The organism is Microcoleus sp. Pol7_A1, from assembly GCF_036701085.1.
GTDB classification, from domain to species: domain Bacteria; phylum Cyanobacteriota; class Cyanobacteriia; order Cyanobacteriales; family Microcoleaceae; genus Microcoleus; species Microcoleus asticus.
The window spans coordinates 52472-66207 of sequence record NZ_JAUBQD010000043.1 but is presented as its reverse complement, the minus strand read 5'-3'; the positions used below and the strand labels follow the sequence as shown (position 1 = coordinate 66207).

At 45.7% G+C, this 13736-nt stretch carries 19 protein-coding genes; 5 read left to right on the top strand and 14 right to left on the bottom strand.

Annotated features, from left to right (window positions below):
- Positions 1-144 precede the first annotated feature (144 nt).
- From QUA20_RS21985 to QUA20_RS21965, 5 genes are all read right to left on the bottom strand, one after another.
- Positions 145-429, bottom strand: a complete 285-nt coding sequence (locus tag QUA20_RS21985; RefSeq protein ID WP_333191137.1) for a hypothetical protein — start codon at positions 427-429, stop codon at positions 145-147.
- Between the two features lie 317 nt (positions 430-746).
- The gene (locus QUA20_RS21980) at positions 747-956 is read right to left on the bottom strand and encodes a CsbD family protein (RefSeq protein WP_172186973.1); all 210 of its coding nucleotides are present in this window, start codon (positions 954-956) and stop codon (positions 747-749) included.
- 198 nt (positions 957-1154) lie between these two features.
- Complete coding sequence (locus QUA20_RS21975; protein WP_333191136.1) at positions 1155-1982, bottom strand: PHP domain-containing protein; 828 nt, start codon at positions 1980-1982, stop codon at positions 1155-1157.
- Between the two features lie 221 nt (positions 1983-2203).
- Positions 2204-2485: a hypothetical protein gene (locus tag QUA20_RS21970; protein ID WP_172186971.1), complete on the bottom strand. Its 282-nt coding sequence runs from the start codon at positions 2483-2485 to the stop codon at positions 2204-2206.
- A gap of 39 nt (positions 2486-2524) precedes the next feature.
- Positions 2525-2791: a hypothetical protein gene (locus QUA20_RS21965; RefSeq protein WP_333191135.1), complete on the bottom strand. Its 267-nt coding sequence runs from the start codon at positions 2789-2791 to the stop codon at positions 2525-2527.
- Between the two features lie 154 nt (positions 2792-2945).
- On the opposite strand from QUA20_RS21965, the gene QUA20_RS21960 reads away from it, so the two are divergent.
- Positions 2946-3272, top strand: coding sequence for a hypothetical protein (locus QUA20_RS21960; protein ID WP_333191134.1), 327 nt, complete (start codon positions 2946-2948; stop codon positions 3270-3272).
- Positions 3273-3420: 148 nt separating this feature from the next.
- Here the strand turns inward: QUA20_RS21960 and QUA20_RS21955 are convergent, their stop codons facing one another.
- Positions 3421-3888, bottom strand: coding sequence for a hypothetical protein (locus QUA20_RS21955; protein WP_333191133.1), 468 nt, complete (start codon positions 3886-3888; stop codon positions 3421-3423).
- A gap of 55 nt (positions 3889-3943) precedes the next feature.
- On the opposite strand from QUA20_RS21955, the gene QUA20_RS21950 reads away from it, so the two are divergent.
- Together QUA20_RS21950 and QUA20_RS21945 are read left to right on the top strand one after the other, a co-directional pair.
- Positions 3944-4564, top strand: a complete 621-nt coding sequence (locus QUA20_RS21950; protein WP_333191132.1) for a histidine phosphatase family protein — start codon at positions 3944-3946, stop codon at positions 4562-4564.
- Between the two features lie 60 nt (positions 4565-4624).
- Positions 4625-5008, top strand: a complete 384-nt coding sequence (locus QUA20_RS21945; RefSeq protein WP_333191131.1) for a VOC family protein — start codon at positions 4625-4627, stop codon at positions 5006-5008.
- 177 nt (positions 5009-5185) lie between these two features.
- On the opposite strand, the gene QUA20_RS21940 is transcribed toward QUA20_RS21945, so the two are convergent.
- Positions 5186-5476, bottom strand: coding sequence for a hypothetical protein (locus QUA20_RS21940; protein WP_172186965.1), 291 nt, complete (start codon positions 5474-5476; stop codon positions 5186-5188).
- 42 nt (positions 5477-5518) lie between these two features.
- Positions 5519-6190: a phosphoribosyltransferase family protein gene (locus tag QUA20_RS21935; RefSeq protein ID WP_333191130.1), complete on the bottom strand. Its 672-nt coding sequence runs from the start codon at positions 6188-6190 to the stop codon at positions 5519-5521.
- A 167-nt stretch (positions 6191-6357) separates the two neighbouring features.
- Here QUA20_RS21935 and QUA20_RS21930 point away from each other — a divergent pair, with 167 nt between their 5' ends.
- Complete coding sequence (locus QUA20_RS21930; RefSeq protein ID WP_333191129.1) at positions 6358-7035, top strand: uracil-DNA glycosylase; 678 nt, start codon at positions 6358-6360, stop codon at positions 7033-7035.
- Positions 7036-7299: 264 nt separating this feature from the next.
- Here QUA20_RS21930 and QUA20_RS21925 read toward each other — a convergent pair whose 3' ends face one another.
- From QUA20_RS21925 to tyrS, 3 genes are read right to left on the bottom strand one after another with little or no spacing between them, the layout of a single operon-like run.
- The gene (locus QUA20_RS21925; RefSeq protein ID WP_333191128.1) at positions 7300-7896 is read right to left on the bottom strand and encodes a hypothetical protein; all 597 of its coding nucleotides are present in this window, start codon (positions 7894-7896) and stop codon (positions 7300-7302) included.
- A 37-nt stretch (positions 7897-7933) separates the two neighbouring features.
- Positions 7934-8644, bottom strand: a complete 711-nt coding sequence (gene pyrF, locus QUA20_RS21920) for an orotidine-5'-phosphate decarboxylase (protein WP_333191127.1) — start codon at positions 8642-8644, stop codon at positions 7934-7936.
- 42 nt (positions 8645-8686) lie between these two features.
- Positions 8687-9919 carry a tyrosine--tRNA ligase gene (tyrS, locus tag QUA20_RS21915; protein WP_333191139.1) on the bottom strand — a complete coding sequence of 411 codons (1233 nt, stop codon included), beginning with the start codon at positions 9917-9919 and terminating at the stop codon, positions 8687-8689.
- Between the two features lie 307 nt (positions 9920-10226).
- On the opposite strand from tyrS, the gene QUA20_RS21910 reads away from it, so the two are divergent.
- Complete coding sequence (locus QUA20_RS21910) at positions 10227-12146, top strand: transglycosylase domain-containing protein (protein ID WP_333191126.1); 1920 nt, start codon at positions 10227-10229, stop codon at positions 12144-12146.
- Here the strand turns inward: QUA20_RS21910 and QUA20_RS21905 are convergent, their stop codons facing one another.
- From QUA20_RS21905 to lepB, 3 genes are all read right to left on the bottom strand, one after another.
- Positions 12147-12275: a hypothetical protein gene (locus QUA20_RS21905; RefSeq protein ID WP_333191125.1), complete on the bottom strand. Its 129-nt coding sequence runs from the start codon at positions 12273-12275 to the stop codon at positions 12147-12149.
- The gene (locus QUA20_RS21900) at positions 12275-12598 is read right to left on the bottom strand and encodes a DUF1825 family protein (RefSeq protein WP_333191124.1); all 324 of its coding nucleotides are present in this window, start codon (positions 12596-12598) and stop codon (positions 12275-12277) included. Before QUA20_RS21900 ends, QUA20_RS21905 begins: the two co-directional genes overlap by 1 nt.
- Positions 12599-12815: 217 nt before the next feature.
- Complete coding sequence (lepB, locus tag QUA20_RS21895) at positions 12816-13409, bottom strand: signal peptidase I (RefSeq protein ID WP_333191123.1); 594 nt, start codon at positions 13407-13409, stop codon at positions 12816-12818.
- Between the last annotated feature and the right edge of the window lie 327 nt (positions 13410-13736).

Below are 13736 nucleotides of genomic sequence, written 5' to 3'. Positions count from 1 at the left end.
AAGCTTATATTATCAAGGGACTTGCGAGTTCATTCATCTTTCTAAATGCTGTTTTCTTACTTTTTCAGCAAGCCCTAGATACTGGTTTTTAAGCAGAGTTTAGGTGTATTTGTCAGTTGTGTTTTGCGATCGCAACTCCAATCTTTAAGTGCGATCATCGCACTCTGTAGTTCCTGCTTTCTGCAACAGCACCTCAACATTATGTTTAGCTTCAGGAATCCAATTTGCTCGCGCGAGACACCAATCAGCAAATGTTCGTCCACTTTTTCCCGGTTGCGGTTCGGAGACTAACGCGGAAGGCGCATTTCTACATGATGCTAGAGCGATCGCACAACAAGTAATTGCGATCGACCGAATTACTTCTACAAAACCCTGTTTGCGATACCGCTTTTTTAAATTTATGTGTTTCTGTGTAACTATGAGTGTCATAATATTGTACCTCTAATTTTCTGATACCTAAAAAGAGGAAAACTTTTTAACACATTGATATATCTGAGTCTATGACAGTTTCAGTTGTAAAATTAATTATCATAGGGACTTCTCCATTGCGCTTTTGAAGAGATTTCGCAGGATTCACCCGTTTATTCACGTTCCCAAAATCAATCATATCAAACCCAATTGATGACACAGGATTTGATCGGCCCAGCAGACGCATCTAAATCTAAATTTTACATTCAACTTTGATGAAAATATTGTGGGGTGGGCGTCTCGCCCGCCCCACAAATAGAGTTTAGATAACCGACAGCTTACAATTTGTCGATCGACCTTTTGGCTTTATCTGTCAGATTTTTCACAGCATCTTTAGCATCTTCTGCTGCGTGGCGGGCGGAGGCTTCCGCTTGTTTGGCTTTGCCTTCAACCTGGTCTTTTTTGTTGCCCGTGATGTTGCCGAAAATTTCCTGAGCTTTGCCTTCTAAATTTTTGCCGATCGCCTTCGCTCTGTCTTCTGCACTCATAATAAGCTCCGTTTGGCAAGTTGCTTTAGTAACATTGTAAAATCAACTTGCCTGCAATTGCCTTTAACTTCATATTAATTTATATTCTGCTTGACCTCGGTCTTCTCCTGATGATTTACTTCCGGCAAACTCGTCACTCAAAAAGCCAAGGATTTTTTTTTGACAACTGTATACATCCGCAAAATGGGTCATAAACAACTATTTCAAACTCGCCGCAGCAACTTTAATCGGTTCCAGTAATTCTAACGGCAAATGCAGCATATTCAATTGAGTGCTATCTGCTGCTTTCCTTTCAGGATCTGGGCCGTGATAATCGCTGCCCCCAGTTGCCAGCAAACCGTAATGAAGACACAAATCTTTCAACTTTTGGATTTGGCTAGAACTGTGGCTGGGATGGTATACTTCAATTCCCATTAAACCAGCATCTACTAATTCTTTTAAGACTTCCTCAACAGCGCCGCCGCGAAATAAATAAGGGTGAGCCCAAACTGGTACTGCACCGCAACTCTTCAGTAAATCGATGCCTTCGGCGATCGAGAATTTCTCGTAATGCACGTAGGCCGGGCCGTCATCTCCCAGCCAGCGATCGAATGCTTCCCGCGATGATTTGGCGTGACCGGCTTTTACCAGCGCAGAGGCAATGTGAGGCCGTCCCGGTGCCATTCCTGGAGATGTTTTTGGCAGTTCGATCGCGTATCCCATTGCTGCTAATTTTTCGACCATTTCCTGCGATCGGCGAAACCTTCCTTCCAGGCGCTCGTTCAAAGGAACTCGCAACTTATTTGCATCGGGATAAAAACCTAAAATGTGCAGAGATCTGCCGTTGTGAACGGTGCTGAGTTCGAGTCCGGGGACTATTTCTATACCGTACAAAGCAGCCGCGGCGAAGGCTTCATCCCAACCCGACATTGTATCGTGATCGGTGACGGCCAAAGCGCGAACCCCCGAAGACGCGGCGGCGGCTACGAGTTCCGCAGGGGTGAGAGTGCCGTCGGAATAAGTAGTGTGACAGTGGAGTTCTAGCATTTTTTCTGGTAATAAGTCAAAGTCTGCGAAATCTGCAATTATTCCCCTCACTCACGCGACATATACCGTCCCTGCGAGCGACAAGTTTTTGGGTAATTTTAATCTGTTAGCTGTAATAAGTTTTCGCGCCTTTAATTGGGACATTTATGTTTATTAAAAGCTGGCGTGGAGTGGGCATCTTGCCCGCCTTTTCAGTTGAATTTAGATGCAGAACACCTTAGCTATTTCTTGATTTCTCGCATGGGGGAAATGACACCCTCTGGCAATTTGGGAGGAACCGGCGATATTTCAATACTTTGTATGTTGTGAACTGGGATAACTACGAGTTTATCTGCCAATTCGAGAATTATCGGGTCTGCCGTCAACATTTTGTGCAGGCGAGTGCCTAAAGTTGCTTGCTCTCCTACTGTTCCCTCTGGCGCACTGAACTGGAAGTGTTGCTGTTTGCCGTTTGTATAGTGGATTGTCAGATCGATAATTCTTTCTTGGTTGGTTGCTTGCATAATTTTTTTTCCCTAACAGTCGATCGGGACTTCGCAAAATTAACAATAAATCAAAACTGGCGATCGCACCACCGTTGGAAAGCTTTTGACCAAACCGGGCTGTCGGTATGAAAGTCCGGTTGCTGCTAATTTTATCACAAAAACTGTACTGAAACTCGCCCACTTACCCAGTATAAAATTGGCAGTCGCGCTGTCTTCGCTCCTCAAGGCGCGAGATCCTTTACTAGCAACATTTGGTCGATCGGGCTTTCTTCTATGCCAGTTGGCAAAGTGGCTCAATTTAGCCTCTGCCGCGAATTGAGTCAAAGCGCTATCAAGTCATACAGCAGAAGCATTTGAGCGCTTTGGTTGTCAAGGTGTTTCCAGGTGGGAACTGTGGAGGTTGAGATAGCGGCATTCTGCTTTCACTGCCGTTGAGTAATTTTTTATAAATTAATAACATAACATTCAGGTACAGCTTATGAAATCCACACTTTGTTTTCCCGAAACTTCTATTGAATATAACACCATTGCTGTTAACAATAATGCTATTGAATCTTGTATCCTTGCAGCTTGGATTGACTTAGTAGGAGGAGATTTTGATAGCTTGGGAGGAGATGATTGGCTTCCATTGTGCGGCGACATTGATGACGGCGAAATTTATCGGGAATGGTTTTTGTGGCAAGACAGCGAACTAACTCAAGAATGGGAAGCTTACGAGCCCATTACTAATCATCGAGTTGTGGCATCTAGCCGAGAAATGATGATTTCTAAAATCGACCAAATAGAAGATGCTAGAAAAATTTAGTCCATCGGGAGAATGTTAAATCTTGATTTTTAACTTTAATAAAATTTGTGTAAACAGACCCGGTTTCTCCGAAAGGCATTAAAGAAACCGGGTTTTTTCGCTCACAACTCCAGGTTTAGGTTGAGCTATACGGGCTAAAACTAATAATTTATGTCGCTACTGCTTTTTGTTTTTCTCGTTCTAACTTGCGCTGCTTCAAGGCGGCAAGATTTTGTTTGATCGTGTCGATCGCAAATCCAGTCCCCTGCTGTTGATATAATTCGCTGGCACGGAGCAAATCGGCAACAGCCTCGTCATCCGATCGCAAATTCGCAAAAGCCAAGCCGCGATTGTGGTACGCTTCTGCCAAGGTTGAAACTTGTTCTACAGCGCTGGTAAATTTATCTTTAGCTTTGCGGTAATTTCCCGACTGATAAGCCTCAATTCCTTGTTGAAAATAAACGGAAGCTTTACTACCGCTGTCGGTATCTGGAAATTCTGGGTAAGTTAAAATGGGTTCTTTAAAGAGTACAGAAATGCTGCCCTTGCCGAAATAAGCCCAAGTCATTGTTCCAAACCCAATCCCCAGCACGAGGGCAACAATGACAGACAGAGCAATAAAATTGGTGAGTTCCATAGAGCAATATTTGTTGTATCTTAATATGATAAGATAATTTCTAACTTCTTGAACAATGGCGGCGCGGATTTACCTCAACTGGAAAGGCTTTTTCGGTTTGCTAGCTTTAGTATTGTCGATCGGCTTAATTACTGCAACTGCAAGTTCTGACGCAGCAACCAACGCGCAAACTCAAGCAGGGTGGCAATTGTTGCAGCGGGGCGAGACTGGGCTGGTGGTAGCAATGCGACACGCGATCGCCCCAGGTACGGGAGATCCTGCTAACTTTAAGTTAGGCGACTGTTCCACCCAGCGCAATTTATCAGCACAAGGAAGAACCCAAGCCAAGCAAATTGGAGCCGAATTTCGCAATCGCAACATCAAAGTTGCCAGAGTTTTATCGAGTCAGTGGTGTCGGTGTTTGGAAACAGCAAAACTGACAAATTTAGGCAAAGTCGAACCGTTCCCAGCACTGAACTCGTTCTTTAGCGACAGCAGCAAAGAAGCCAGACAAACAGCCACACTCCGCAAGTTGATTCTTGACAACCACAACACTAAAGGCGCAATTATTCTGGTAACTCATCAAGTAAATATTACCGCGATTACTGATATTGTTCCGCAAAGCGGCGAAGCTGTGATTCTCAAAGGATCTCGACAAGGTAAAATCCAAATAGTCGGACGAATTGGAGGATTTTAAAAAGATAGAAAGTTATAATATTACTAATTACCGATTACTAATTCTCCATTACCAATTTATATGAGTTTCCTATACAGCGCCGCCCTAGTGACTTTAGCAGACCTTGATAAAGAAGTTCTCGTGAAATTTTACACAAAATTTCTCGACATAGAACCGAACCCTTATATTCCCAATACTTATGCTGAATTTCAACTCCCCGGCTTAAGACTCGGCATATTCAAACCCAAAGATTCCCACAAATCGGAATTTACAAATCGAGCCAAAACAGGCATGAGTTTGTGTTTGGAAGTCAGCGATATCGAAACTGCGATCGCCCGAATTTGGGCTTTAGGTTATCCCCCCGCCGGAGAAATCATCAAAACTTCTCACGGTTTAGAAATCTATGCCTTCGATCCCGCCGGCAACCGCATAATTTTACATCAATCCCACGAGAATGTAGGATGATGGCTCATGATTTGTGAACTCTCGATCTTCTCTTCTCTTCCTTCGCGTCTTCGCGGTTAGTTCAAAAAAACATCTAGTTCACAACCGGCTGAGGATTGCTATATAAGTTATGCAATTGCTTCACGACCTTCGCAATGAGATTGTAAAACTCGCCTCTACAAATCAAAACTGCCTTAACTATCTAATCAGTTCAGCAAAACTATAAAAACTGATTATTAATAACAACAAGGCTGTCAGATGAGTTAGTTGAAATTGAGGCCGCGGGCCCATGGATTCCCGCACCAGAATTGAAAAAGACGAACCAATTATATAACTCAAAGACAGCGTTAAATACTGCCACTCCAATGTTACACTCCACAGCCCGAGCAAAATCATCGCCAAAGTCAACATCACCAACTCAACAAAGCGAGGCGGATCGTGCTGAGTAGACAGAATCAAAGTGTCCAACCAATATTGCCAAGGTCTCATTTTTTAGCGATCGAGCTTTTGGATTTAGCCTTCTAGCTTAACCTACGAGCGCCACTCAGTTTGTTGCTGCAAACACTTTAAAGCCTCCGCCGTCTCAACCTGCGGAAATTGCCCGTAAAAGCGACTGACACTGTAAAAAGGGTCTGGGGTTTCCAAAATAATCGACTTATCGCCCATTTCGGCCAAAAATCCCATCAATTCTACCGGGGCCACAGGCGCACAAATCCACAAAGCCGCAGGTTGCTGCGACTGCAAAGCCAGCGCCGCCACAGCCATCGTCATCCCCGTAGCAATGCCATCGTCCACCACAATCGCCAAAGCCCCTGCCGCGCTGACATTGGGGCGTCCCGCAGATAAATCCGCCAGCAGAGATTGAGCATTATTTTGAGCCACGGGCAATGCTAATTTTTGCAAGCGCAAATTATGCTGCTTTTGCTTTTGCCAGAGAACGTGGCCGTCAGCAGTTGCAGCCCCGATCGCCAATTCTAAATTATCTGAGCGAGTAATTTTCTTGGCGACAACCACATCCAAAGGACAGCCCAAGCGGCGCGCAATCGGCACAGCAACTGGCAAACCTCCGCGCGGCAAGGCGTAAACAATCGGTTTAACAGCCTCCTGTGCCGTTAAATTCAACTTACCGAGCTCGTCCAGAACTGCCTCGGCCAGTTTTTCGCCTGCATCGGCGCGGTCGTCAAAAAACGGGTTAGAGAACATATTTTTGCCTGTACGAGCTCAACGAAATAATGTGAGACTTGCGAGTATTAATTTGAGATTGTGGGATCGACAGCATCGCATACAAGCTTCTAGCCAATCTCAAATCACCAAACCCGATCTAAACTATAAACTCTAGACTCAAAAAAATCTCCCTAATTGTAAAATTTATGTCCAGTGACTTGCAACTGAGCCTTTTTGACAACAATCAAAGTGCCACTTTCCAAACTGACTCAATACCAGCAAATGCCAAAATTCCCATTCCTCCCGGCACTTATCAAAATATGGAACAAATCGGCGAGCACTGCAACCGCTGTCACCGCTGCGAATTAGGCAATACGCGCACTCACGCTGTCATCGGGCGCGGCAATCCTCAAGCCTCAATTTTGATTGTGGGAGAAGCGCCCGGACAAAACGAAGACGAAACCGGATTGCCCTTCGTCGGGCGATCGGGCCAACTGTTAGATAAGATTTTAGAATCCGTGGGATTGAGTGCAGAAACCGACGTATTCATTGCCAACGTCATCAAATGTCGCCCTCCCAACAACCGCCCTCCGACAGCAAAAGAAATCGAAGCTTGCAAACCTTATTTGCTCGAACAAATTCGCATCTTAGACCCAAAAATTATTTTATTAACCGGTGCAACAGCCCTGAAAGGTTTGCTAAGCGACAAGCGACCCATTAGTAAAATTAGAGGTAAATGGATTGAATGGGAAAATCGTTTGTGTATGCCAATTTTTCACCCATCATACTTGCTGCGAAATCCCTCCCGCGAGCCGGAGACTCCGAAATGGTTTATGTGGCAAGATATGCAGGCTATCAAGGCTAAATTGGATGAATTAAAATAGCCATTGTAATGAATTTTTGTGGTTGATTTGTAGGGCGTGTTCACCAAAAATCTCCAATTCCCACCCACAATCTACAAAAACTAGCCCCCACTCAACCTAAAATTCGTGAATTTTCTTACACCTTTGTTCTGAACAGGCAAGATGCCTGTTCCACACACAAAGACTAAATTTTCTTACACCTTTGTTTTGAACAGGCAAGATGCCTGTTCCACGATCGCAATTATTTCTTGTGGGGTGGGCGTCTCGCCCGCCCAAAAATACAATTTAGTTGCGGGACAACTTATTTTTTGCCTGACAATCGCGCAGCCACAAACGAATTGCCTCAGCAATTTCGCTTTCACTATCTTGACTTAATAAAGGACGAATATCAGCCGCAGTATCAAACCGAGAAACAATTTTTGCCAACTCCCATCCGTTCTCCGTTTTAGTGAAAAATAACCAATGATATTGCTGAATTTCGACTCGTTTTCCCTCGCGATACTGCCGTTCCAAAGTCGTAATGAAAACTTGACTGGCATTTTCAGGAAGTGCATCCCCAGAATTTAAAGGTAACGGTTCAAACTCCGGGCGACCGGCTAAAATTATTTGAGGCAGCGCGTAACCGGACCGTGTGTTAGTGTTAGGAGAAAAGTGCGATCGCACAATTACGCGATTAGCATAACTCGGCAAATCTTGCAACAGGCGATCGACCAAAGTTTCTAAATCAGCAGGACAGGGCGATCGCACTAACAAATCATACCGACTTGCATTGATACTGTTAGTATGATTTGTCACAAAATTAACTGCCACAGTCGGAGTTGCAACCGCAGATATCAGCAGATAAACACAGATGAACGCAGATAAAATTCCATCGGCGTTCATCGGCGTTTATCGGCGGTAAAAAACAACATTCCTATTGTTACTCCAACTCTTCACAAATACGCCCAAAAGCCGCCACCGGATCGTCCGAAGCAGTAATCGGCCGCCCAATCACCAGATAATCCGCACCAGCTTTCAAAGCAGCCTTCGGAGTCATCGATCGCCTTTGATCGCCCCCATCGGCCCATTTCGGACGCACACCGGGACAAACTAACACAAAATCATCCCCGCAACTCATTCTTAACTGTTCCACTTCTTGCGGAGAACAAACAGCACCAGCTAAACCCGTTTCCTTAGCCAACAATGCCATGTGCAAAGCATATTCCGGCAACTCCAAAGGTATTTTCAACTCAAAAGCCAACTGTCGCGAATTCAAACTCGTCAACAGAGTAATTGCAATCAACTTAGGACTCGGTTTATCCACAGCCGCCGCCCCTTCAGTCAAAGCCAACTGTGCCGCTTTCAAAGCATCTTTACCACAAGTAGAATGGATAGTCAACAAATCCACATTGTACTTAGCCACAGCCCGACAAGCACCAGCCACAGTATTCGGGATATCGTGAAACTTCAAATCGAGAAAAATCCGCTTTTCCCGTTGTTTTAAAATTTCCAAAATCCCCGGCCCGGAACTCACAAACAGTTCCAAACCGACTTTCCAGAAAGATACATCAGGCAGTTTGTCGAGGAGTGCGATCGCCTCTTCTTGACTCGAAACATCCAAAGCAACAATAATTCGATTATCAGCGTTCATTAGCGTACATCTTCAGTATTCATCTGCGGTTAAAAAAAAGATTCAAGACACCAATCGCACAAACTTATTCTTCCCAACCTGCAAAACCTTACCGCCTAAATCAGCAGGTGATTCAAAAGTAATATTAACATCAGAAACCCGATCGCCCTCCAACTTCACCCCACCGCCCTGCATCAATTTCCGCGCATCACCGCTACTTTTACAAAGCCCGCTAGCACTCAGAATATAAAACAACTTAGCCGGAAACTGGACGTTTGCCAAAGAAAACTCCGCCACAGCATCAGCTTGTCCCGCAGCACCTTTAACCAGCGCAATTGCATCTTGTTGTGCGCGATCGGCCGCTTCCTTCCCCCGATACTGGCGCACCACATCCACAGCCAAAAGTTTCTGTTTTTCTCGCGGATTTTCTGGCAATTCATCAAGTGGCAAATCTGTCAATAGTTCAAAATATTGGGCGATCGAACTATCAGCAATTTTCTCCAACTTAGAATACATCGTCAGCGGGTCTTCCGACAAACCCACATAATTGTTCAAAGACTTCGACATCTTCTGCACCCCGTCAGTCCCGATCAAAATCGGCATCAGCAAACCAAACTGCGGTTTCATCCCAAAATGTCGCTGCAAATCTCTCCCCACCGCAATATTAAACTTTTGGTCGGTTCCCCCCAACTCCACATCCGCTTCCAAAGCCACCGAATCGTAACCCTGCATTAGTGGATACAGAAACTCATGCAGATAAATTGCATTTTCCTGCTGCATCCGATTATCAAATCCCTCTTTAGCGAGCATCTGCTGCACCGTCATCGTCCCCAGCAGTTCCAAAATCTTCGCCAAGTCCAATTTCGACAACCACTCGGAGTTGTAGCGAATTTCCAAACGCCCGGGCGTGTCAAAATCTAGAATCGGACGCACTTGGTCTAAATAAGTCTTGGCATTTTCCGCCACTTGTTCGGCCGTCAACTGGCTGCGCATCTCCGACTTCCCTGTCGGATCGCCAATTCTTGCGGTAAAATCTCCGATGAGCAGTACGGCTGTGTGACCGGCATCCTGAAAAGCTCGCAGCTTGCGGACACAAATGCTGTGTCCTAAGTGAATGTCACTCCCTGTCGGGTCAATTCCGAGTTTGACGCGCAACGGTCGATCGACTTTTGCCAGCAGTTGGGCTAAATTTTCGTCAGGGTTGCTAGAATCAGGTCGATCTGGAAAAATCTGGCTGACGCCGCGGTAAAGCGCTGAAAGGTTAGGAGTTATCATCGGGGAGCGATCGTCCATCATATTTTGCCAAAGTGCAGCAGAATTAGTTACACTCACTGGTTGACGCATAAAAACATAACTATCAAGCTACTATAATCCCAAAGCTGACCGTCTTTCATTAGCTGACCCCGCCCAAAAACGGATACCAGCCCCCGACAACAGTCGTGGAGATCCCCAAATTTTAGACTCTTGTTCAAACTCCCAGATTCATCTGTGGAATAAATCTAAAATCTAAAATCTAAAATCTAAAATCGACTGACTGTCACTAGGGTTCGCATCTAAAATTAAAAGTCTTAAACCCCAAATCGAGTGAGGAAGTGAAATCCACGTGTCAACCAACGCAGTCCGCAAAAACACGGAAAACTCAGCCCCCGTATTCGAGTTTGTTCAGTCAGTCAGTAAAGTGACCGCCGGAACCATACTCAGCATGACAATGCTTGCCAGTTCCGTAGTCGCTGGCGGACTGGTTGGCTTAGCTATCAGCTTCCGCAATTTGCCAGATGTTCGGATCTTGCAAACCTACTCTCCTACAGAAACTACCCACATTTACGACATCAACGGCAAGCCCCTAGCCAGCATCCACGACGAAGCCAACCGGGATGTCGTACCCCTTGACCAAATCTCCCCGAACCTGAAACGAGCTGTTCTGGCGATCGAAGATAGCAACTTCTTTACCCACAAAGGCATCAACCCCGGCGGGATAGCCCGAGCTCTCATAGTCAACCTAGAGAAAGGTAGAACCGTTGAAGGCGGCTCGACTATGACTATGCAGCTAGTCAAGAACCTGTTTCTTTCTCCCCAGTCAAAATTTAGTCGCAAGGTAGCTGAAGCGGTAATGTCTATCCGCTTGGAGCAAATTCTCAACAAAGACCAAATTCTGCAACTATACCTGAATCAAATCTACTTAGGTCACAACTTGTACGGCGTAGAGACAGCCTCTCGAAGCTATTTCAACAAGTCAGCAAGTAATTTGACTCTTTCAGAAGCAGCGATGCTGGCAGGCTTAATTTCTGCCCCCGAAGAATACAGTCCTTTCGTCAATTACAAGTTGGCAAAAGAGCGGCAAATAATCGTTTTAAGCCGCATGAAGGATCTTAAATGGATTACGCCGGCCCAAGAGACTGCTGCCCGCCAGGAAAAAATTAAGCTAGGCAAAATTACCTCTTTTGGCGGCTCTCAAGTTCCTTACGTAACACAAGCCGTAGTCCAGGAACTGACTCGGCGTTTCGGGCGAGATGCCGTGGTTAAGGGAGGAATGCGCGTTCAAACCACGATCGACCTCAAAATGCAGCGCATAGCCGAAGAGACCGTCAAAGCGTGGCACAATCGGCTTTACTACCAAGGGCTGTTTTACGATCGCGAGGAAGGTCAAATTGCCCTAGCCGCCGTCGATCCCCGCACCCACTTCGTCAAAGCAATGGTGGGCGGTGTCGATTACGAAAAGAGTCAGTTCAACCGCGCCATTCAAGCACGCCGCCAGCCCGGATCTTCTTTTAAGCCTTTTATCTACTACGCTGCCTTTGCTAGCGGCAAATACAGCCCCGATTCAGTTGTCTACGACTCCCCTGTCGGCTACCGCGACGGCGACGGGTACTACTACCCTCAAAACTACGGCGGCGGGTTCTCCGGTGCCGTCAGCATCCGCAGAGCTTTGGAAGTATCTCTCAACATTCCCGCCGTCAAGCTTGGCCAAGAAGTCGGATTGAATAAAGTGATTGAGATTTGCCGGGTGCTCGGCATCAGAAGTCCGATGGAACCGGTGATTTCTTTGCCCTTGGGTGCCGTTGACCTAACTCCTTTAGAAATGGCCGGAGCTTTTGCTACCTTCGCCAACAACGGCTGGCATTCTGACACCACGTTTATCGTGCAAGTCACTGACAGCAGCGGCAATGTCTTGCTCGACAATACGCCCAAACCCAAATTAGTTCTCAATTCCTGGGCGGCGGCATCTGTCAACAGCGCTCTGCAAGGGGTAATTAACAACGGAACGGCAAGGGCGGCTCAACTTGGGCGACCGGCTGCTGGGAAAACTGGTACAACTTCCTCAGAACGGGATATCTGGTTTGTGGGTTACGTGCCGCAGTTGTCGGTGGCTGTTTGGATGGGCAACGACAATTATAGACCGATGAGCTACGGTGCTACTGGCGGTACTATTGTCGCCCCTGTTTGGCGCGATTTTATGAGCCAAGCTTTGGAAGGCGTTCCCGCAGAAAGTTTCAAACCTGCTTCATCTTTTGAGCGGCCTTAACTATTCAGTCAGTAGGCAGTAGGTAGTAGGCAGTAGTTGTTGAAAATTACCCTTACTTGTTTCATCTTCCTTCTTCCTTCTTCCTTCTTCCTTCTTCCTTCTTCCTTCTTCCTTCTTCCTTCTGCTCACTAGGATTGTTTTTCCAGCTCAGATTTCATCCGCTCCAGCGTTGAGTTCATTTGCTCAAACATCTGCTGGGGCGTGATGCCAAATTGATTGAGCTGTGTTTTTAACTGCTCTACAGTCATCTGAGCCATGAAGTCCTCAGACAGCTCGAAGCGCTTCATAAAAATACGGTAGCGCTCCATCATTGCTTCCATCTGAGCGATGAACATTTTCTTGCCTTCGCGATCGAATTTGCCGTAATTGCCACCTAGTTTGATAAGAGATTGATAGTCTTCAAACAACAGCTTGGCTTCTTGCTGAACAATTTCTGAATCAAAAAATCCCATAGCTTTCCTAATTTTTTAATATTCTACTAATTTTGATCGAGGCGAGAAATCCCACTGCTTTTTGTACTATTTTATCAGTTGCCGGAGGAAGTCCCTACCCCTCAAGGTACAAGAATAAGTAGAAATTTCCGTACAGCAGAGGCATCGGGCATCGGGCATCGGGCTTGCGATGACAACAGTCAACTGTCAACAGTCAACTGTCAACAGTCAACTGACTTCAAACTTCCCCGATGCGTTCTAGAGGCCAAAACCGCAGTACAGCGCGGCCGATGATATTTTGCTTGGGTAAAAATCCCCACCTGCTGGAGTCGTTGCTGTTGTTGCGGTTGTCTCCCATCACAAAGTATTCATTTTCTGGGACGCGATAAGGCCCCCACTGGTATTTAGGAGGTTCGGCAATATATTTTTCAACGATGGGTTTGTCGTTGAGATAAACTAAACCTTTTTTAACAGCGACGGTTTGACCCGGCAAGCCAATTATCCGCTTGATGAATGCTTGGTCTTGGGTAAAGCCTTGTTCTTGCAACTTTTCGGGAGGGGCAAATACTACGATGTCGCCAGTTTTTGGAGGTTCGAGGTAGTAGGAGATTTTTTCGACTACGACGCGATCGCCCACGTGCAGAGTTGGTACCATAGAATCTGAGGGTATGTAGCGCGGTTCGGCGACCAACGCTCGAATCACTATTGCTAAACTCAAAGCAATAATCACTATCTGAAGATTTTCTCGCTGCGACTTCCACGCTTTCTGCCACCAGGTTTCCGGCGGATTTTCTGCTACTTTTGTACCCAAATTATTTTTTTCAGATGTCATGAAAGTCCTCGCTATATAGTTGCCACTAATTATCTGATTAAGCTCATCAGCATTTAAATTGCATCTCAAGAAATAATCAAACTATGAGTGGGCTGGGAACGCGAACCCGCCCAAAATATACAATTTAAATGCAGTACAGCTTACCGTTGAAGTATGTCGCTGTTAATTACTAGACTTGAAGAGTATGCCTTTGCAAACTATCTTGAAAGGCATCTGCGTTGCACCTGCGGTTTCCCTATAAATCAAAGATTTATGCAATAAGTCTCCTCTTGATATTAACTCATAAAAAAGGCAGAGAATTTAAATTCTCTACCTTTTTTATGTGAG